At 70.8% G+C, this 19287-nt stretch carries 16 protein-coding genes; 4 read left to right on the top strand and 12 right to left on the bottom strand.

Annotated features, from left to right (window positions below; all coding sequences use genetic code 11):
- Positions 1 to 5 precede the first annotated feature (5 nt).
- Positions 6 to 1301, bottom strand: coding sequence for an MFS transporter (locus tag U8525_RS25700; RefSeq protein WP_374269000.1), 1296 nt, complete (start codon positions 1299 to 1301; stop codon positions 6 to 8).
- A gap of 184 nt (positions 1302 to 1485) precedes the next feature.
- Between U8525_RS25700 and U8525_RS25695 the strand changes: the two genes are divergently transcribed.
- Positions 1486 to 3054 (top strand): glucan 1,4-alpha-maltotetraohydrolase domain-containing protein, encoded by a 1569-nt coding sequence (locus U8525_RS25695; protein ID WP_374268998.1) that lies wholly within the window; start codon positions 1486 to 1488, stop codon positions 3052 to 3054.
- A gap of 90 nt (positions 3055 to 3144) precedes the next feature.
- Here the strand turns inward: U8525_RS25695 and U8525_RS25690 are convergent, their stop codons facing one another.
- Genes U8525_RS25690 through U8525_RS25680 form a run of 3 tightly spaced genes read right to left on the bottom strand, consistent with a single transcriptional unit; the run spans position 3145 to position 8980 of the window.
- Entirely contained in the window at positions 3145 to 6303 is a 3159-nt protein-coding gene (locus tag U8525_RS25690; RefSeq protein WP_374268996.1) for an efflux RND transporter permease subunit, read from the bottom strand.
- A gap of 29 nt (positions 6304 to 6332) precedes the next feature.
- Positions 6333 to 7520: an efflux RND transporter periplasmic adaptor subunit gene (locus tag U8525_RS25685; protein ID WP_374269084.1), complete on the bottom strand. Its 1188-nt coding sequence runs from the start codon at positions 7518 to 7520 to the stop codon at positions 6333 to 6335.
- Between the two features lie 26 nt (positions 7521 to 7546).
- Positions 7547 to 8980 (bottom strand): TolC family protein, encoded by a 1434-nt coding sequence (locus U8525_RS25680; RefSeq protein WP_374268994.1) that lies wholly within the window; start codon positions 8978 to 8980, stop codon positions 7547 to 7549.
- A gap of 213 nt (positions 8981 to 9193) precedes the next feature.
- Between U8525_RS25680 and U8525_RS25675 the strand changes: the two genes are divergently transcribed.
- The gene (locus U8525_RS25675; protein ID WP_374268992.1) at positions 9194 to 9589 is read left to right on the top strand and encodes a MarR family winged helix-turn-helix transcriptional regulator; all 396 of its coding nucleotides are present in this window, start codon (positions 9194 to 9196) and stop codon (positions 9587 to 9589) included.
- A gap of 98 nt (positions 9590 to 9687) precedes the next feature.
- On the opposite strand, the gene U8525_RS25670 is transcribed toward U8525_RS25675, so the two are convergent.
- Positions 9688 to 9981: a FruA-associating protein, FapA gene (locus U8525_RS25670; protein WP_374268990.1), complete on the bottom strand. Its 294-nt coding sequence runs from the start codon at positions 9979 to 9981 to the stop codon at positions 9688 to 9690.
- A gap of 237 nt (positions 9982 to 10218) precedes the next feature.
- Between U8525_RS25670 and U8525_RS25665 the strand changes: the two genes are divergently transcribed.
- Entirely contained in the window at positions 10219 to 11292 is a 1074-nt protein-coding gene (locus U8525_RS25665) for a type IV pilus twitching motility protein PilT (protein WP_374269082.1), read from the top strand.
- A 30-nt stretch (positions 11293 to 11322) separates the two neighbouring features.
- Here U8525_RS25665 and U8525_RS25660 read toward each other — a convergent pair whose 3' ends face one another.
- The 7 genes from U8525_RS25660 to U8525_RS25630 all read right to left on the bottom strand — a co-directional run bounded on the left by U8525_RS25660 (position 11323) and on the right by U8525_RS25630 (position 18349).
- Complete coding sequence (locus U8525_RS25660) at positions 11323 to 12954, bottom strand: fumarate hydratase (RefSeq protein ID WP_374268989.1); 1632 nt, start codon at positions 12952 to 12954, stop codon at positions 11323 to 11325.
- A 39-nt stretch (positions 12955 to 12993) separates the two neighbouring features.
- On the bottom strand, positions 12994 to 13560 hold the full coding sequence (locus U8525_RS25655) for a class I SAM-dependent methyltransferase (RefSeq protein ID WP_374268987.1): 567 nt from the start codon (positions 13558 to 13560) through the stop codon (positions 12994 to 12996).
- Positions 13561 to 13605: 45 nt separating this feature from the next.
- The gene (locus U8525_RS25650; RefSeq protein ID WP_374268985.1) at positions 13606 to 13800 is read right to left on the bottom strand and encodes a hypothetical protein; all 195 of its coding nucleotides are present in this window, start codon (positions 13798 to 13800) and stop codon (positions 13606 to 13608) included.
- 170 nt (positions 13801 to 13970) lie between these two features.
- Positions 13971 to 15254 carry an MFS transporter gene (locus U8525_RS25645; RefSeq protein ID WP_374268983.1) on the bottom strand — a complete coding sequence of 428 codons (1284 nt, stop codon included), beginning with the start codon at positions 15252 to 15254 and terminating at the stop codon, positions 13971 to 13973.
- A 72-nt stretch (positions 15255 to 15326) separates the two neighbouring features.
- A complete protein-coding gene (locus U8525_RS25640) occupies positions 15327 to 16433 on the bottom strand; it encodes an isopenicillin N synthase family dioxygenase (protein ID WP_374268981.1) in 1107 nt (368 codons plus the stop codon).
- 114 nt (positions 16434 to 16547) lie between these two features.
- Entirely contained in the window at positions 16548 to 17174 is a 627-nt protein-coding gene (locus U8525_RS25635) for a protease (protein WP_374268979.1), read from the bottom strand.
- Between the two features lie 89 nt (positions 17175 to 17263).
- Positions 17264 to 18349, bottom strand: a complete 1086-nt coding sequence (locus U8525_RS25630; protein WP_374268977.1) for a M35 family metallo-endopeptidase — start codon at positions 18347 to 18349, stop codon at positions 17264 to 17266.
- A gap of 232 nt (positions 18350 to 18581) precedes the next feature.
- On the opposite strand from U8525_RS25630, the gene U8525_RS25625 reads away from it, so the two are divergent.
- Complete coding sequence (locus U8525_RS25625; RefSeq protein ID WP_374268975.1) at positions 18582 to 19277, top strand: glutamine amidotransferase; 696 nt, start codon at positions 18582 to 18584, stop codon at positions 19275 to 19277.
- The last annotated feature ends 10 nt before the right edge of the window (positions 19278 to 19287 follow it).

The raw sequence follows: 19287 nt of genomic DNA, 5'->3' as shown, positions 1-19287 counted from the left end.
GGCGCTCACGCGGTGGCGGCCGCCGCGGCGGGCTTCTTGCGCAGGAAGAGCACGAAGATGAGCGCCACGATGCTGATGCCCACCAGGGTGATGAGCCCGTCCGCCGCGATGGTGGCGCGCGTGCCGATGCCCCGGAACTCCGACGCGTGCCCGTCCAGCGCCGTCGTGTAGCTGATGGCGAAGTTCGAGGCCGCGACGAAGAGCGAGTACTTCGTCGTCACCGCCGCGCCGTCGCTCACCATCTCCAGCACCATGCCGGCGAAGGCCGCGAAGCCCGCGCCGTTGGCCAGGCTGTACGCGAGCGAACCCCAGATGTACGTGTTCGTGGTCATGGGCCCGGCCGCCATGGCGAACGCGCACAGCGCGGTGGCCCCGCCCATCAGCGCGTACGCGAGCTTGCGGTTCACCCGGTCCGACAGCCAGCCGCCCAGCAGCGAGCCCACCGCGCCGGTGACGGCCATGCCCGGGCCGTTCACCATCTCCACCGTGTGCTCCGGCGCCTGGTACGCGCCCGCCATCGCGCTGAAGAGGTTGGTGAGCGCGCCGCAGCTCACCGGCGCCAGGCAGAGCACCAGCATGATGAGCCCGTCGCGGCTGAACGCCGTCTTCACCAGATCCAGCACGATGCTCCTCACCCGGTCCACCGCCGCCTTGAACAGCGGCCCGGTCGCCGCGGTGGTGGGGTCATGCCGCTCGGTGATCCAGAAGATGCCCGCGCCGCTCGCCAGCACCAGCGTGGCCAGCACGATGCCCGCCACCTGCCGGGAGAACTGGGTGGCCAGGAAGATGGCCAGCGCGCCCATCAGCGCGGTGGAGCCCACGTTGCCCGCCATCTGCCAGCCGCCCGTGCGCCCCTTGTCGGACGGCTTGGACGTCGTGGCCATCAGCCCGTTGAGCGCCGCGTGCGCCGTCGTCGCCGCCGCCTGCAAGGCGGTGAGCAGCAGCGTGAAGAGCCCCAGGTGCTGCGCGGGCTCCGGGAACATCGCGCACGCCAGGATGAGCAGCGCGGTGAGCAGCGTGCTCACGCCGTACCAGACGCGGCGCCACGGCCCCAGGTCGATGAGCGGCACCCACAGCAGCTTCCACGCGTGCGGCGAGAAGGCCGTGCCGGACAGCACGCCAATCTCCGCCAGCGGCATCCCGTCCTTCGCCAGCCAGTACGGCACCGCCGTCTGGAGGTAGCCCACGGCGGCGCCGAACTGCACCTCCAACAGGCCGAACAGCGGGGGCCAGGCCCAGCGCGGCTCCTCGGCGGTGGCGGTGGCCGGAAGCGCGGTCTCTTGTTCAATCAAGGGCGACACCTACAGGTGGGGACAGGGGAGGGTGGGATTCTAGACACCTCCGGCCTCCTGCACAGCGCAACGCACCGCGCCGTCTCCTCGGAAGCACGGGGTGGGAGGGGCCCCTTCGACGGGGAGTCCTGGTCCGTGGGGGATGGCAGGACTAGCTTGCCCGCGCCTTCCCCCACAACCCCGAGGTCCCCTGATGACGCTGAAGACCCGACTGCTGGTCGTCTCCACGGCCGGCCTGTTCGCCGCCGCGCCCGCCGTGGCCAGGCCGCTCGATGGCGCGAGCACCGACGTGATGATCCAGGGCTTCCACTGGAACTCCGCCAGCGCGGGCGGGTGGTGGACGACGGTGAAGAACAGCGCCGCCGCGCTGAAGGACGCGGGCTTCACGATGATCTGGCTGCCGCCGCCCTCCGACGCGGCGTCCACGCAGGGCTACCTGCCCCGGCAGCTCAACGTGCTCGACTCCAGCTACGGCACGGAGGCGGAGCTCACCCAGGCGCTGGCCGCGCTCAACGCGCAGGGCATCAAGCCCATCGCGGACCTCGTGGTGAACCACCGCGTGGGCACCACCAACTGGGCGGACTTCACCAACCCCACCTGGCCCGGCTGCAGCGCGGTGGTCGCGGGCGACGAGTGGACGAGCGCCTGCGGCAACGCCGACAGCGGCGAGGGCTACGCCGCGGCGCGCGACCTGGACCACTCGCAGGCGAACGTGCGCGCGGACCTGAAGACGTGGATGAACAGCCGCCTGAAGGGCGTGGGCTTCGCGGGCTGGCGGTTCGACTTCGTGAAGGGCTTCGCGGGCAGCTACGTGAAGGAGTACGTCACCGCCACGGACCCGTGGTTCTGCGTCGGCGAGTTCTGGCCGACGAACTACTTCGACGTGAACAACCCCAACGACTGGAAGCAGCAGATCGTCAACTGGGTGGACGCGACCACGGGCACCTGCGCCGCCTTCGACTTCGCCACCAAGGGCCTGCTCAACGATGCGCTCACCAACAACAACTACACGCGCCTGAAGGCGTCCGACGGCAAGCCCGCGGGCGGCATCGGCTGGTGGCCCAGCCGCCACGTCACCTTCGTGGACAACCACGACACCGGCCCCAGCGAGGCGTGCGGCAACGGGCAGAACCACTGGCCGGTGCCCTGCGCCAAGGTGATGCAGGGCTACGCCTACGTCCTCACCCACCCGGGCATCCCCACCGTCTACTGGGCGCACTACTTCAACTGGGGCCTGGGCAGCTCCATCCAGGCGCTGATGGACATCCGCAAGAGCGCGGGCCTCACCTCCGAGTCCACCGTCAGCATCCAGCGCGCGGAGAGCGGCCTGTACGCGGCCATCATCGGCGGCAAGGTGGCGGTGAAGCTGGGCAGCGGCTCCTGGAGCCCCGGCACCGGCTGGACGCAGGCCGCCTCCGGCACGGACTACACCGTGTGGACCACCAGCACACCGCCCCCCACCGGCACCACCGCCAACGTGGAGTTCGTGTGCAACAACGGCACGACCGTGATGGGCCAGAACGTCTACGTCACCGGCAGCATCGCGGAGCTGGACTCCTGGAGCCCCACCACCAGCAAGCTCCTCAGCCCCACCGCGTACCCCACCTGGCGCGGCATCTACGCGCTGCCCGCGAACACCGCCGTGCAGTGGAAGTGCCTCAAGCGCGACGGCAGCGGCAACGTCGTCTGGCAGGGCGGTGGCAACAACACCCTCACCACCCCGGCCGCCGGCGGCAGCACCACCGCCACCGCCAGCTTCTAGGACGCCGGGCCAGGCCGCCCCGCCCTCCTCTTCGCGCACCCGAAGGGGAGGGCGGTCTGTTCCCGAGGCGCTGGGCCCGGGGGCGTCAGCTCACGGCGCGTGGGCCGGGGCCGGCTCGTGGGACGGGGGCGCCTGCTCCTCACCGCTGGACCGCTTCGCGTCCCCGCGCACCTTCTGCATGAGGATGTAGAGGCCCGGGATGAAGATGAGGTTGACGATGGTGGACACCAGCATGCCGCCGAACACCGCGGTGCCCAGCGAGTTGCGCGCCGCCGCGCCCGCGCCGGACGCCGTCATCAGCGGCACCACGCCCAGGAGGAACGCGATGGAGGTCATCAGGATGGGGCGGAGGCGGACCTCGGCCGCGGTCACCACCGCGTCCAGCGCGTTCTTGCCCTGCTCGCGCAGCTGCTCCGCGAACTCCACGATGAGGATGGCGTTCTTGGACGCGAGGCCCACGAGCATCACCAGCCCCACCTGGCAGAACACGTCGTTCGCGTAGCCGCGCGCCACCTGCAGCCCGAGCGCGCCCATGATGGCCAGCGGCACGGACAGGATGATGACGAACGGGAGGCTGAAGGACTCGTACTGCGCCGCCAGCACCAGGAACACGAAGAGGATGCCCAGCGCGAAGATGATCAGCGTCTGGCCGCCGGACTCCTTCTGCTCCAGGCTGATGCCCGTCCACTCCGACGCCATGCCCTGCGGCAGCACCTGCTGGGCCACGCTCTCCATGGCGTCCAGCGCCTGACCGGAGGACACGCCCGGCGCGCCCTGGCCGTTGATCTCCACGGAGCGGAACAGGTTGTAGTGCTTGATGACCTGCGCGGAGACGATGGGCGTCACCTTCACCAGCGACTCCAGCGGGATCATGTCCCCGCTGTCCGTGCGCGCGTAGAAGGAGCCGATGTCCTGGGGGCTGTCGCGGAACTGCTGCTCGGCCTGGACGTACACGCGGTAGGTGCGGCTGGCGTAGTTGAAGTCGTTGACGTACTGGCTGCCCATGTAGAGCTGCATCACGCCGAAGATCTGCTCGATGGGCACGCCCAGGGCCTTGGCCTTCTGGCGGTCCACCTCCACGTCCAGGATGGGCGTGTTGGCGTTGAAGGGGGTGAAGACGCCGCGCAGGCGGCCCTCCTCGTTGCCCTTCTGCACCATCTCCTGCGTGGCGTTGGCCAGGTCCTCCAGCGAGTGGCTGCCGGCGACGTCCTCCACGATGAACTGGAAGCCGCCCACGCTGCCCACGCCGCGGATGGCCGGGGGCTGGAAGGGGATGACGCGCGCGCTGCCAATCCTGCCCAGCGGCCCGCGCAGCCGCTCCACCAGCGCGGCCACGGACTGGTCCTTGCCCGTGCGCTCCTCCCACGGCTTCAAGGCCGTGAAGACGGTGGCGTAGTTGGAGCCGTTGCCGTTGGGGGAGAAGCCACCGATGGCGAACATCACGTTCACCTCCGGCTGGGCCTTGAGCACCGCCTCCACCTCCTGGAGCACCTTCTCCGTCTGGCTGAGGGCCATGCCCTCCGGCCCCTGCACGGAGATGATGACGTAGCCCTGGTCCTCGTCCGGGATGAAGCCCGTGGGCGCCGAGCGGAAGAGCAGCACGGTGACGCCGATGCAGGCGAGGAAGGCCACCAGCACGATGAGCGGGTGCACGAGCAGCTTGCGCAGGCCCCTGCCGTAGAGGTCGCGCGTCCAGTCCAGCACCTGGTCCACCTTGCGGAAGAACACCCACTTGGGGCCGTGGTGGTGCTTGAGCAGCCGCGCGGACAGCGCGGGCGTGAGCGTCAGCGCGCAGAAGGTGGACAGGGCCACCGACGCGGCGATGGTGAGCGCGAACTGCCGGTAGATGGAGCCCGTGGTGCCCGGGAAGAGGGCCACCGGGATGAACACCGCCACCAGCACCACGGAGATGGCCACCACCGCGCCGGCCACCTCCTTCATGCCCTCGCGCGCCGCCTGGAGCGCGTTGAGCCCGCGCTCCGCCATCAGGCGCTCGATGTTCTCGATGACCACGATGGCGTCGTCCACCACGAGGCCCGTGGCCAGGGTGAGGCCGAAGAGCGTCAGCGTGTTGATGGAGAAGCCCATCAGGTAGACGAACGCGAACGTGCCCACCAGCGACACCGGCAGGGTGAGCGCCGTAATCAGCACGCTGCGCCACCCGTGCAGGAACAGGAAGATGACCAGGATGACGAGCGCGATGGCCTCGATGAGCGTGTGGATGACCTCGTTGACGGAGGCGCGCACCGCGAGCGTGGTGTCCGTGCCGACGCGGTACTCCAGGCCCGGCGGGAAGGCCTGCGCCAGGCGGTCCAGCTCCTTGATGACGCCGTCGCGCACGTCCAGCGCGTTGGCGGTGGGCAGCTGGAAGATGGCCAGGCCCACGCCGGTGCGGCCGTTGAAGCGCAGCAGGGTGCCGTAGTTCTCCGCGCCCAGCTCCACGCGGCCCACGTCCTTCACCGTGACGGCGCGGCCGTCGTTGTTGCGCATGAGGACGATGTCGCCGAACTCCTCCGGCTCCACCAGGCGGCCCCGGGCGCGCACGGCGATCTGATACGGCTGCTCATCGCTGGACGGCGGCTGGCCCACCTGGCCCGCGGCCACCTGGAGGTTCTGCTCCTGGAGCGCGCGCACCACGTCCTGCGGCGTCATGCTCCGGCGCGCCAGCTCCGTGGGGTCCAGCCACAGGCGCATGGAGAACTTGCGCTCACCGAAGATGCGCACCTCGCCCACGCCCCGGACGCGCTTGATGGCGTCCTTGAGGTTCACGTCCGCGTAGTTGGAGAGGAACTTCGCGTCGTAGCGGTTGTCCGGGGAGGACAGGCCCACCGTCAGCAGCATCTGGCTGGAGGCCTTGTTCACCACGATGCCCGTCTGGTTCACCTGCGCGGGCAGGCGGGCCGCGGCGCGGCTGACGCGGTTCTGCACGTCCACCGCCGCCACCTCGATGTTGCGCGTGGGGGCGAAGGTGACCGTGATGGTGCTGGTGCCGTCGTTGCTGCTGGTGGAGGTGATGTAGCGCATGTCCTCCACGCCGTTGAGCTCCTGCTCCAACGGGATGGTGACGGCGGACTCCACCACCTCGGCGCTGGCGCCGACGTAGGTGCTGGTGACGGTGACCTGCGGCGGCGCCAGGTCCGGGTACTGCGCGATGGGCAGCGTCGGGATGGCGATGACGCCCACCAGCGTCAGGATGATGGAGCAGACGATGGCGAAGACAGGTCTGCGGATGAAGAAGTCGACGAACACGGTGTGGCGCCTCTCTTGGGAACCGCCTGCTAGCGGCTGCCGCCGGTGGTGCCGCCGGCGCCGGACGCCGTGCGGGGCAGCTGGGCATTCGTCGGGACCTCATCGGCCCGCGCGGTGCCCTGCGGCTGGGGGGACTCGTCGGTGTTGAGCGTGACCTGCTTGGGGATGACGGGCATGCCGTCGCGGAGCATGTGCAGCGACGACACCGCCACGAGGTCGCCCTGCTTCAGGCCGCCCTCCACCACGTAGTTCATGTCGCCCAGCTGGCCCAGGGCCACCGGGCGGCGCTCCACCAGCGCCTTGCCGTCCTTCTTCTCCACCACCATGGCGAAGGGCTGGCCGCTCTGGCGCACCACCGCGAGCGCGGGGAGCTGCAGCGCGTCCCGCGTGGCGTACACCAGCCGCGCCCGCAGGAGCTCGCTGGGGCGCAGGCCCACCGTGTTGCGGAAGGCGGCCTTCACCTCCACCAGCTGCGTGCGCGGATCCGTCTGCGGCGACACGTAGAAGACGGTGCTGGTGAGGATGACCTTGCCCTGCGGGTCCAACAGCTCCAGCTGGGTGTCCGGCTTGAGCGACCGCGCGCGGAACGCCGGCACGGACACGCTGACCTCCAGCACGTCCGCCTGGGCCACCGAGGTGAGCGTCGTGGTGGCGCTCACGTAGTCCCCCACGCGCACCAGCACGTCCCCCATGGTGCCCGCGAACGGCGCGCGCACCACGTGGAACTGTAGCTGCACCTGGCGCTGGGCCACGTTCGCGCCCGCCGCGCGCGCCGCCGCCTCCGCCGCCTTCACCGCCGCCTGGGCGCGCTCCAGCTCCTGGACGCTGGCCAGGCCCTCGCGGTTGAGGGACTCGGTGCGCGCCAGGGTGCGCTTCGCCAGCTCCAGCTCCACCGCGGAGGAGCTCTGCTGGGCCTGGGCGCTGTCCAGCGCCGCGGTCTCCTGCCGGGCGTCCACCTCGATCAGCGGCGCGCCGGCCTCCACCTTCTGGCCGGGCTTCACCAGGATCTTCCGGATGTAGCCGTTCACCTGCGGCAGCACCGACACGCTCTGCCGCGACAGGAGCGAGCCCAGGTACTCCCCGGTGTCCCGCACCTCGTGCGGCGCCAGGGCCACGACCTGGACCTCGCGGGGCGGCGGGGCGGCCTTCGCCTCCGGCTTGCCCGAGCACCCGGCCGCGCCTGCCACCAGCGCCGCGCCCAACACCGTCTTCGTCATCAGCGCCTTCAGGGGGCGCACCCTCGTCACCAGTCGCACCGGGCCTCCGTCAGGAACGCGTCCAGGCGGGCCTGGACGAGCTCGAATTCCCTCAAAACCAAGGCGAGCTGGGCCTGGCGGAGGGCGGCTCCGCTCTGCACCAGCTCCAAACTGCTACCGCGTCCCACCTCGAAGGCCCGGCGCGTGAGCCGGTCCGTCCGGTCCGCCAGCTCCAGGGACTCGGCGGCGGTCTTCAACAACGCTTCGGCCACTTCCACTCCACGCCGCGCGCGGGAAACCTCCACACCCACATTGCGGCGGGTGGCCTCCGCCGCCTGGGCGGCCTGCGCTTCAAGGCCCTCGCGCTCGCGCACCAGGCCCCCGCGCTGACCGCCCTCCCAGAGGGGGACGCTGAGCACCGCGGACACGTTCCAGGTGGCGAAGCGGCCAAAGCCGGGGTCGGTGGTGAAGCCCAGGAGGGTGCTGCTCAGCCCCAGGGTGGGCAGGTAGCCGGCGGACGCCTGGCGCCGGCTCTCCCGGGCCGCGTCCACGTTGGCGCGCTGGGCGACCAGGTCCGGCCGGTGGGCCAGGTCCTGGAGGGGGGCGCACTGCTGGCGGGTCTGCTCCACCAGCCCGGCCAGGTTGAAGTCCGGGTTGACGCCCACGCCGTGGTCCTCGCCCAGGGACAGCCCCAGCGACTCCCGGGTGCGCCGCAGCTGCTCGTCCCCGGCCACCAGCGCCTGCCGGGCCACCGCCACGTCCTGGCTCACCCGCACCACGTCCAGCTGCGTGCCGGCGCCCAGCTCGAACGAGCGCTGGGTGAGGGCCTGCCGCTCCAGCGCCTGGCGCAGGCCCACGCGGTTGATCTCCGCGGCGCGCTCGGCGGCCACCGTGGCCACCAGCACCTGCGCCAGCCCCTGCGTGAGCCGGCGCTGCACGTCCTGGAGGCTGGCCACCGCCGAGGACTCCGACGCCTTCGCGGACGACAGACCCCGCCACGCCCCCACATCAATGATGGACTGGGTGAGGGACGCGGACAGCGTGCCCAGGGGCGCGCTGGGGACCTTGCCGCTGGCGCTGGTGCCGCCCACCGCGCCGCCGCCCGCCGCGGAGGGCACGTCCGGGTGGAGCACGTCCACGCCCACGCCCGCGGTGGCGCGCGCGTTGGGCAACAGCAGGCCCAGCGACTGGCGCCACCGGCCCTGGGCCCGCGACACGCCGGCCTCCGCGTTGCGCAGGTCCGTGGACCGCTGGCGCACGAGGGTGAGGGCGTCGTCCCAGGTCTTCACCTGCTCCGCCGCGGGCGGAACGGGGGCGAGCATGGGATCATCCACCTTGGGCTGGAGGGGGACGGGGCCGGGCGCGGAGGGGGCCGCGCTGGCCTCAGGCGTGGGCTGCTGTGCCGGAGCCGACGGGGACGCGGAGGGAGCCTGCGGCGCTGCGGCGAGGAGGAGAACCAGGAGGGCGCTGGGGGTGGCCATACTCAGGTGCGGCAGATCTTTCCGGCAGGAGCGAGTGGTGGTACCCCCACCCCGAAGCTCTGCACGCAGTCAAGTCAAGATGTAATTGACAACCGTTGTTGAATGCAATCATCTCTTACGCCCATGACCATCGCTGAGCAAGTGGCATCGACGCGACGCGCAGTGGTCCGGCTGCTCTCCCAGAAAGTGGGTGAGCAAACGGATCGGCCGCTGATGCAACTGCTCGTGCTGAAGAACATCGGGGTCCGCGGCATCCACAGCCAGGCCCTCATCGCGGAGCGGCTGCTCATCGACGCGCCCGCCGTGAGCCGGCTGGTGGACCGGTTGGAGGAGGACGGGCTGGTGGAGCGGCACGCGGGGGAGAACCGCCGCTGCGTGCGCCTGGAGATCACCGAGGCCGGGCGCCGGGAGTTCCAGGCGCTGGAGGTCGCCGCGCAGTGGGTGGATGCCCAGGCGCGCGAGTTCCTGCCGCCGCCGGAGGCCGAGGAGCTGTCGCGCCTGCTGGACAAGCTCCAGGCGGGGCTGTGCCAGCTGCTGGCCAGCGAGTCCTCCGCGCCGCGCAAGGACGACCCGCCTTGCGCGCAGGGCCCCTCCAACGACAACGGGTGACGACGGGGGTGGAGGGCCGGGCGATGCCCGTCCCGCCACCGGCCCGCCGCCACCCGTGCACCACGTCCGGGGGAGGATGTGGGGCGGTGTCCTGCCGTCTACAGGCTGCGCGGGATGTTGCGGGCCACGTGCAGGGCCCAGGCCTCCGCCGAGTCCAGCTCCGCGCGCGCCTCGGCATACCGGTCCTTCGCCGCTTCGCTCGCGTCGTTGGCGAAGATGGCGTCGTGCAGCTCCTTCTGGGCGCGCGTCAGCCGGAGGCTGGTCTGCAGCCACAGCCTGGCCGCCATGCGCGGGGTGATGACCACCTGGGTGGGATCCCACACCTCCAGCGCGGCGTAGTCAGCGGAAGACAGCTCATCATGGTGGGGGGCCTGCTCGGTTCGTGCGTTCATGCCCGGATGTTCGCCACGGATTTGTGGCAGGGCATCCCGGCCCCCTGGGCAGGAAGACGGCCACTGGTGAGCAGTCGAGGACAGTTCCTTCATCCCCTGGGGTACTCGCCTTACTCGTTTTGCGGGTAAAGTTCGTACAGTGAGGCTGGGGAAATGCTTCCCATACTGCAAACATGGAGGGATTGGGTGGGCTTCTCCTAGAATCCTCCGCTCCATTCGTGACGTGAGAGGGATTACCTGGACCAGAACACCCTGAACAAGCTGCTCACCGTCGGCGTCCAGAACGGGGCTTCGGACATCCACTTCCGGCCCGGGGATCCGCCCATCTACCGGGTGAACGGCGTGTTGCGGCCGCTGAAGATGGAAAAGCTCCAAGCGGATCACACGAAGCAGGTGGCCCTGCACGTGATGAACGATCAGCTGATGAAGGCGCAGATCGACAGTGTGCAGGAGTGCGACTCGTCCTACAGCCTCCCGGGCGTGGCGCGTTTCCGGGTGAACATCTACCGGCAGCGCGGCTCGCTGGCCTGCATCCTGCGCATCATCCCGGATGAGATTCCCAACATCGATGGTCTGGGATTGCCGCAGGTGCTCAAGAGCATCGCGGGCAACGAGCGCGGTCTGGTGCTGGTGACGGGGGCCACCGGATCCGGCAAGAGCTCCACGCTGGCGTCGATGATCAACCACATCAACCACACGGAGAGCCTGCACATCCTCACCATCGAGGACCCCATCGAGTTCATCTACAAGAACGTGAAGTCCTCCATCTCCCAGCGGGAGATTGGCCCGGACACGCAGAACTTCGCCATCGCGCTGAGGGCCGCGCTGCGTCAGGACCCGGACGTCATCCTGGTGGGCGAGATGCGCGACACGGAGACCATCGACATCGCGCTGAAGGCGTCGGAGACGGGCCACCTGGTGCTGTCCACGGTGCACACCACGGACGCGTCGCGCACCATCAACCGCCTGGTGTCGGTGTTCCCGGCCGAGGAGCAGACCATGGTGCGCATGCGCCTGGCGGACTCGCTCAAGGCGACCATCTCCCAGCGCCTGCTGCCCAGGGCCACCGGCAAGGGCCGCGTGGTGGCGCTGGAGATCATGGTGCAGACGAAGACGGTGGAGCAGTACATCCGCGACGACCGCGCCGCGGAGCTGAAGGACGTCATCGAGAAGGGCCGCGACATGTTCGGCATGCAGTCCTTCGACCAGCACCTGACGCAGCTCTACCGCGCCGGCGACATCACCCTGGAGACGGCGCAGAGCGCGGCCTCCAACCCGGCGGACTTCCAGCGCGCGCTCGAGTTCGAGTGACGGCGCGCGCCGCAAGGGGGCTTCGGCGGCCTACTTCTTCGCGGACGGCTTGTGGATGTTCGCGAAGAAGTCGTTGCCCTTGTCATCCACGACGATGAAGGCCGGGAAGTCCACCACGTCGATCTTCCACACGGCCTCCATGCCCAGCTCGGGGTACTCGAGCACCTCCACCTTCTTGATGCAGTCCTGCGCGAGCCGCGCCGCCGGCCCGCCGATGGAGCCCAGGTAGAAGCCGCCGTGCTTCTTGCAGGCCTCCGTGACGGCCGGCGAGCGGTTGCCCTTGGCGAGCATCACGAAGCTGCCGCCCTCCGCCTGGAACTGATCCACGTACGCGTCCATGCGGCCCGCGGTGGTGGGGCCGAAGGAGCCGGACGCGTAGCCCTCGGGCGTCTTCGCCGGGCCCGCGTAGTAGACCATGTGGTCCTTGAGGTACTGGGGCATGCCCTCGCCCCGGTCCAGGCGCTCCTTGAGCTTCGCGTGCGCGATGTCGCGCGCCACCACCAGCGAGCCGGACAGCGACAGGCGCGTCTTGATGGGGTAGCGCGACAGCTCCGCGCGCAGGTCGCTCATGGGGCGGTTCAGGTCCAGCTTCACCACGTCGCCGGACAGGTCCGCGTCCGTCGTCTCCGGCAGGTACTTCGCGGGGTCCGTCTCCAGCGCCTCCAGGAAGACGCCGTCGCGGGTGATCTTCCCCAGCGCCTGCCGGTCCGCGGAGCACGACACGGCGATGGCCACCGGGCACGAGGCGCCGTGGCGCGGCAGGCGGATGACGCGCACGTCGTGGCAGAAGTACTTGCCGCCGAACTGCGCGCCAATGCCGGTGCGCTGCGTGAGCTTGAGCACCTCCTGCTCCAGCTCCACGTCGCGGAAGCCCCGGCCCAGCGCGTTGCCGCTGGTGGGCAGGGTGTCCAGGTAGCGCGCGGAGGCGTACTTCGCCGTCTTCAGCGCGAACTCCGCGGACGTGCCGCCCACCACGATGGCCAGGTGGTACGGCGGGCACGCGGCGGTGCCCAGCGAGCGGATCTTCTGCTCCAGGAAGGCGAGCAGGCTCTGCGGGTTGAGGACGGCCTTCGTCTCCTGGAAGAGGTAGCTCTTGTTCGCGGAGCCGCCGCCCTTGGCCATGAAGAGGAACTTGTAGGCGTCGCCGTCGGTCGCGTAGAGCTCGATCTGCGCGGGCAGGTTGTTGCCCGTGTTGACCTCCTTGTACATGTCCAGCGGCGCCATCTGCGAGTAGCGCAGGTTGGCCGTGAGGTACGTGTCGAACACGCCGCGCGAGATGGCCGCCTCGTCGCCGCCGCGGGTGAGGACGTACTGGCCCTTCTTGCCCATCACGATGGCGGTGCCGGTGTCCTGGCAGGAGGGCAGCACGCCGCCCGCCGCGATGTTCGCGTTCTTGAGCAGCTCCAGCGCCACGAAGCGGTCGTTGGACGACGCCTCCGGGTCCTTGAGGATGTCGTTGAGCTGCTGGAGGTGACCGGGCCGGAGCAGGTGCGCGATGTCCCGCATGGCCTCGCGCGTGAGCCGCGTGAGCGCCTCCGGCTCCACCTGGAGGAAGGTGCGGCCGGCGGCCTCGAAGGTGGAGACGCCGTCCTTCGTGAGGAGGCGGTAGGGCGTCTCGTCCTTGCCAAGCGGCAGCAGGTCCTGGAACTGGAAGTCACTCATCGCGGCGGGTCTCTTCGAGAAGGGGTGGACGGGCGGACTCTACTCACCGGGCGGCGCGCAGGGCGGCACTTCGTAGAGGTAGACAGGCGTGCGGTACAGGTCCTGGAGCCGCACGGCGCGCACGGGCGTCCAGCCCCGGAGCCCGAACGTGTGGCTGAGGATGCGCGCGCCCGCCGGAAGCTCGGCCGCGAAGCGGGGCGCCAGGCGCGTCATGATGCCCGGGGACAGGTAGCAGACGACGCAGGTCGCGTCCCGGAAGGACGCGGCGAAGAAGTCCCCGCGTCTCAGCGTGAGGTTCTCGCGGGGGAAGAGCCGCTGGCGCAGCCGGCTGAAGAGCCACGGCAGCCAGGACAGCTCGTACGCGACGATGCGCGCCTGGGGGCAGTGGTCCGCGAGGTTGAAGGCCACGTCCCCCCAGCCCGAGCCCAGGTCCAGCACCGTGCCCCGGGTGTCCTCCGGCAGCATGGCCAGCAGCGCCCGCCGCACCCGGGGCGAGCTGGGCATGGGCGGCGCGCCGGTGCGCAGCGTGGAGACGACGATGGACAGCACCCCCACGAGGAGCACCGCCCAGAGCAGCATCAGGAGGAGGGGGCCGGTCGCGCTCACGAACAGGCGCGCATCATCGCGCGGGGGCGCCCCCCTCGTGGAGCCCTACTTGCGGGAGTGAGGGCCGGCGTCCGCCCGGACCGCCCTCGACAGGCGGGAGTCCGCTTGCGCGCAGCGGGGCGCCGGGGTGGGGGTGGGCTCGTCCAGGTCGAAGAGGGCCCGGCCCAACACGAAGCACAGGGCAACCCCCACGCAGAGTGCCAGCACATGGAAGTAGTACGCCATGGGACGAGGGTTCAAGCATGGACCATACCAGCGGCCACCTCCCTCGGGCGGAGGGGTCCGGCGGGCCCCGGCTGTGGCCCTCCTGGCTACAGGGCGGGGCCACGGGTGGCCGCCCAGGCAACAGCCCCCTCACCCGGCGTCAAACCCTGCGCGGGGCCCGGTCTTCACCCGGCGGCCGGGGGGCCTCAGAGGGAGGGCGCGGACTCGGTGGCGTCCTGTTCGGGCAGGGGCGGGCGGTGGGTGGCGGACTCCAGCCGGTCCACGTTGCGCAGCTCCGGGAAGAGCCAGGCCCAGAGGCCCACGACGACGAGCGTGCCCACGGCGCCAATCACCACCGCGTGCACGGCGCCCAGGGCCTCGGCGAGCGAGCCCGCGCGGAACTCGCCCAGCTCGTTGGACGCGCCGATGCACATCAGGTTCACCGCGCTCACGCGGCCGCGCATGTCATCCGGCGTGGAGACCAGCTCCAGCGTGTGGCGCACCACCACGCTCACCATGTCCGCTGCTCCGCCAATGGCGAGCGCCGCGAGCGACAGGGGCAGTGAGGTGCTCAAGCCGAACACCAGCGTGGCCGCGCCGAACACCGCCACCGCGATGAACATCTTCCACCCCGCGTGACCGCCCAGCGGACGGAACGCGAGCAGCACCGCCACCACCGCGGCGCCCGCGGCCGGAGCGCTGCGCAGGAGGCCCAGGCCCTGGGGGCCGGTGTGCAGCACGTCGCGCGCGTAGATGGGCAAGAGCGCCACCGCGCCGCCCAGGAGCACCGCGAAGAGGTCCAGGGTGATGCTGCCGAGCAGCATCCGCTTCTGGCGCACGAAGCGCAGGCCCGCGACCAGCGTCTTCAGGGAGATGGGCTCGCGCGACGCGCTGCCGGTGCGCACCTTGAGCGAGAGGATCCACACGATGGTGAGCGCGCACAGCGACGCGGACGTGAGGTAGACGCCCTTGCCGCCCAGCCAGCTGTAGAGCGTCCCGCCCACGGCGGGGCCGGCGATGGTGGCCGCCTGCCACGTGGTGGAGTTCACCGCCACGGCGCGCGTCAGCTCCTCCTTCGGCACCAGGTAGGGCGTGAGCGCGGAGCCGGCGGGCGCGTAGAAGGCCCTCGCGGTGCCGAAGAGCACCAGGATGCCGTAGACGAAGCGGACGTCCTGGAAGTGGCCCAGCGTGAAGGACAGGAGCAGCAGGCTGCACACCATCATCACGCCCTGGCTCAGCGCGAGGATGCTGCGTCGGTCGTAGCGGTCCGCGACCTGGCCACCCAGCAGGCTGAAGAGGAGGAAGGGGGCGGCCTGGGACAGGCCCGTGTAGCCCAGCGAGAGCGCGCTCCCGGTGAGCTCGTAGACCTGCCACCCGATGGCCACCGATTCAATCTGCGCCGCGAGCACCGCGCACAGCCGGGCGATTTGATACAGCCGGAAGTCGCGGTGACGGAAGATGGACGTGGCGAGCGTGGAGGGGATGGCCATGGGGTGGCTGCGCTGTAACGCAGCCCGTCCCCCTCCGCCAGTGACAAGGGGCGCGCGCGCCCCGGGCGCGGCTCATGAGGTCGCGCGCATCCGGTTCAGGCGGTCGTAGTGGCGGTAGCCCAGCTTGTCGAGCGCGGCGGGCGGCGCGAGGCCGATGTCCACCAGCGTCTTGATGTCATACGTGCCCGCGAGCACCGGCGGCGCGTAGTTGGCCACCGCCTCCGGCGTGCGGAAGCCGGGCAGCGGGAAGAGCACCTGGCTGGTGTGCACGTGCATGAAGTGCGCGGCGGACTGGCGCTGCCACCCCGGCACGCCCGGCGCGGTGATGACGTGCGGCGTGGCGAGGAACGTGCCGCCCGTGAGGATCTCCAACTGCTGGCCCACCTGCGCCACGATGCAGCCCGCGGGCGCGGTGCCGCGCACCATGTGGCCGTTGGGCGCGTCCGGCGTGGCGCGCGTGCGCAGGTACAGGCCGCTCTTGTCATCCGGCTTCGGCGCGGGGTGCCCCTCCGGGTCCAGGAACCGGCCCCCGGGCAGCAGCGTGAGCAGGTTGAAGTCGGTGTGCTCCTCGCCCCAGAGGATGCCGGTGTTCACCTGGGTGGGGCCCAGGGGCAGGTACTGGAGCGCGCGCGTGACGTGGGGGGCCTTCTCGCACGCGCCGGTGAAGGTGGCCTCCGGCAGGTTCAGCGCCAGGGCCGCGCCGCGCAGCAGCTTGAGGCCGGCCTCGTGCAGCGCGGTGCCCATCGTGAGCAGGCCCTCCTGGAAGAAGGGCGGCGCGTCGTCCGGCCAGATGTTCTCCGGGTACAGCTCCGGGAACTCCATGGCGGACTGCGGGTCCGTGGGCGTGGGCGCCGCGAAGTAGCACTCCTTGAAGTCCGGCTGCCCGTTGCTGGCGACGGCGACCTCCGTGTTGGGCGGCGTCCAGCCGCGCTGGTACCAGAGGTCCGCGCGGCCCAGCGGGCGCTTCCGGGCGTCCGGGCGGGCCACGAAGGCGGAGAACGCGTCGTAGAAGCGCTCCAGCGCCGGAGCGTCCACGCCGTGGTTCTTCACGAACACGAGGCCGAAGACGCCGAAGGCCTCGCGCAGGGCCGCCGCCGCGCGCTCGAGGCGCGCCGGTTCACCCGACGCCAGGTCCAACAGGTCGACCGTCGGGATGTTCATCGAAGGGGTGTCCGCCATGATGGGCCCAGGTGTATCGCGCCCGGGCCCGGCTGAGGAGGGGGACCGTGCCTGCCCGCCCCCTGCGTTCCAGGGAAATCCCGAAGGCCCCCTCCCACGGCCTCACGGCACCCATCAGCGCGCGGCCACCGTCACGTCCACGGGGGCGCAGCTCACCGGGGTGGGCCGGTATTCGCCGCCGGGCCGGGGGACGTCCTCCTTGTGCGTGGCCACGTCCATCAGCGTGTCGCGGAAGGCGATGCGGTAGGTGCCCGGCTTCTTGAAGTCCCAGGCCTGCGTCACCTCCACGGTGTTCTCCACCGTCGCGCCCGGGGCGATGGCCGCGTAGCTGTCCGCGGACGGGGCGGCGCGCTTCACCATGGGGCCCTGGTACGGGACCTCCTCGCCGTCGCGGGTGACCTGGAACACGGTGCCGAGGATGCCCTCCAGCGGCGTCTGCCACGTGAGCACCCAGACGGGCGTGTCCGAGCGGTTGGTGAGCTTGAAGTGGACCTCCACGGACTCGCCGGGCCTCGCCTTCGGGGGGACGCTGAGGGCGCACTCCAGCTTGGGGGGCGTCACGGCGGCGGGCTCCGGGGCGGGAGGGGTTGGGGCGGGAGGCGGCGCCTCGGCGGGGGGCGCCGCGGCGACGGGGGCCTGCGCTTGCGCGGGCGGCTCCGCGGACTTCGGGGTACAGGCGGTGACACCGGCCGCGGCGGACAGCGCCGCGAGCCATGCGAGGTTCCTTCGTCCCAGCCCCATCACGTGACGCTCCTTGTCTGCGTGCGGCGAAATGAAGAGGGGCGCGAGCCCGAGTGGCCCGCGCCCCTGGTCAACGGCCCGCCGTCACCTTACGGCAGCGAGGGGTTGTTCTCCGCGAAGTATTCGTGGCTGTCCGCGTTGTCGCGTGCGCGCGTGGGGTTGGACTTCGCCAGGCTCTTCGCGGCGGACTGGCCGTAGGCCCAGTCGTCCGTGCCGGCCACGACGGTGAAGTGGCTCATCTCGTGGATGAGCGTGCCCGCGCGCGAGTCCGTGCCCGTGTTGGGGGCGCTCCAGAAGGCGCCGCACACGTAGATCTTGTACGGCGAGCCCGGGTACACGTACGCGTAGGTGCCGCTGTCGTTGCAGCTGCAGTCCACGACGACGGAGGCGGACGCGAACGCGTTCTTGATGCTGTTGAAGTGCGTCTTGATGGTGCCCCAGTTGGCGCTGGAGTAGGTGCCGAACCACGTGGTGTAGCGGCTGGTCGCGGACGGCGTGCCGCTCAGGTACGTGTACGCGTTGTTGGCGTAGGTCTTCGCGCTGTTGTACGCGTTGGTGATGGTGGTCTGCTCGGAGCTGGTGCAGGCCCCGGAGTAGGACAGGCCCTGCGCCGTCACCAGGCCCATCGCCTGCGCGCCGTCGAGGTTGCCGCGGCGGCCCTCGATGTAGAGGCTGACCGCGTTGGAGGACAGCGCGGTCACGCCCGCGCGCGCCTCCAGCTCGTAGCGGAGGGTGTAGGTGCCGGAGACGGACAGGTCATACGCGTCCGACACGACGACCGGGCCGGAGATGCTCTGGCCGGGGGCCAGGGTGATGAGGTCCTCGGCGCGGCCCATCACGCGCTTGTAGTGCGGGCCGGTGTACGCCACGGGCTCGCCGTCGCGCGACACCGACAGGCGGCCCTCGGTGAGGCCCTCTCCCGGCGCGTCCCACTTGTAGAGGCTGACCGGCGCGGAGGAGGTGTTCGTCAGCGTCACCTCCACCGTCACGCGCTCGCTGGCGGCCATGGAGGCCTTGCCCGCGGACACCTGCGCCGTCAGGGCGCCCTGGGCCTGCTCGGCGGCCTCGGCCGGGGTGTCCTCACCCTCCGCCGGAGGAGCGCCGCAACCGCTCAGCAGGGAAACGCCGACCACCGTGCCCATCAGCCACTTGAAACCGCGAAGGCTCTTGCTCACGAGGAACTTCCTTTCGGAAACGACGCGACGGAACACCCAGGGGGAATGCCCGGGTCTGCACGCTTATAGGGGAAACCGGGCGCGCTGATGATGGCATGAAATACTGTGAAATAAACTCCTGCTGGTTATCCTGGTTCACGCCGCGTCGCGGCCAGCCGTGGCCGGGAGCGTTAGTCTTCGCGCGGCATGCACTGCCTGCGACACCCACGAAGACAGGGAAGGGGGCCGGACGATGCGCGCGGTGGTGGTCGAGCACGAGGAGCACGAGGGGCCGGGCCTCCTGGGGCCCGCGCTGGAGGCGGCGGGGTTCACGCTGGTGCGGCGCTTCCGGGCGGTGAAGCGTGAGGATGTGGACGCGCCGCTGGTGGTGGTGATGGGTGGGGGCATGGGCGTGTACGAGGCGGACGCGCACCCGTTCCTCCACGACGAGCGGGCCCTGCTGGGCGAGCGGCTGGCGAACGACCGCGCGTGCGTGGGCGTGTGCCTGGGTGCGCAGCTGCTGGCCGCGGCGGCGGGGGCCACGGTGTCGCCGGGGAAGAACGGCTTCGAGGTGGGCGTGGGGCCGGTGCGCTGGACGCAGGACGCGCTGAAGGACCCGGTGGTGGCGGGGGCGAGGGCGCGCACGCCGGTGGCGCACTGGCACGGGGACACGTACACGGCGGTGCCCGGCGCGACGCTGCTCGCGTCCACGGACCGGTACACGCAGCAGGCCTTCCGGCTGGGGCGGTCCTATGGCTTCCAGTTCCACCTGGAGCTGACGGCGCGGGAGCTGGGGCGCTGGCTGGGGCTGTTCGCGGCGGACCTCGTCGCGCGGGGCAAGGACGTGGCGGCGCTGGAGGCGCAGCTCCCCAGGCTGGAGGCGGCGGAGGTGGAGAACACGGAGCTGCTGCACCGGCTCGCGCATCAGCTGGCCAAGGGCCTACGCTGACGCGGTCCAC

Origin of the sequence: Corallococcus sp. RDP092CA (assembly GCF_041903675.1) — a bacterium.
Classification (GTDB): Bacteria; Myxococcota; Myxococcia; order Myxococcales; family Myxococcaceae; genus Corallococcus.
Note: the sequence above shows the minus strand (reverse complement) of the source record. Positions and strands in the feature narration are given on the sequence as shown.

Excerpts from the sequence above, each read along its gene's own strand:
- U8525_RS25675 (WP_374268992.1), top strand. The coding sequence starts at position 9,194 with ATGCAACTGCTCGTGCTGAAGAACATCGGGGTCCGCGGCATCCACAGC.
- U8525_RS25640 (WP_374268981.1), bottom strand. The coding sequence starts at position 16,433 with ATGGCGGACACCCCTTCGATGAACATCCCGACGGTCGACCTGTTGGAC.
- U8525_RS25645 (WP_374268983.1), bottom strand. The coding sequence starts at position 15,254 with ATGGCCATCCCCTCCACGCTCGCCACGTCCATCTTCCGTCACCGCGAC.
- U8525_RS25695 (WP_374268998.1), top strand. The coding sequence starts at position 1,486 with ATGACGCTGAAGACCCGACTGCTGGTCGTCTCCACGGCCGGCCTGTTC.
- U8525_RS25635 (WP_374268979.1), bottom strand. The coding sequence starts at position 17,174 with ATGGGGCTGGGACGAAGGAACCTCGCATGGCTCGCGGCGCTGTCCGCC.
- U8525_RS25685 (WP_374269084.1), bottom strand. The coding sequence starts at position 7,520 with ATGACGAAGACGGTGTTGGGCGCGGCGCTGGTGGCAGGCGCGGCCGGG.
- U8525_RS25660 (WP_374268989.1), bottom strand. The coding sequence starts at position 12,954 with ATGAGTGACTTCCAGTTCCAGGACCTGCTGCCGCTTGGCAAGGACGAG.
- U8525_RS25670 (WP_374268990.1), bottom strand. The coding sequence starts at position 9,981 with ATGAACGCACGAACCGAGCAGGCCCCCCACCATGATGAGCTGTCTTCC.
- U8525_RS25680 (WP_374268994.1), bottom strand. The coding sequence starts at position 8,980 with ATGGCCACCCCCAGCGCCCTCCTGGTTCTCCTCCTCGCCGCAGCGCCG.
- U8525_RS25625 (WP_374268975.1), top strand. The coding sequence starts at position 18,582 with ATGCGCGCGGTGGTGGTCGAGCACGAGGAGCACGAGGGGCCGGGCCTC.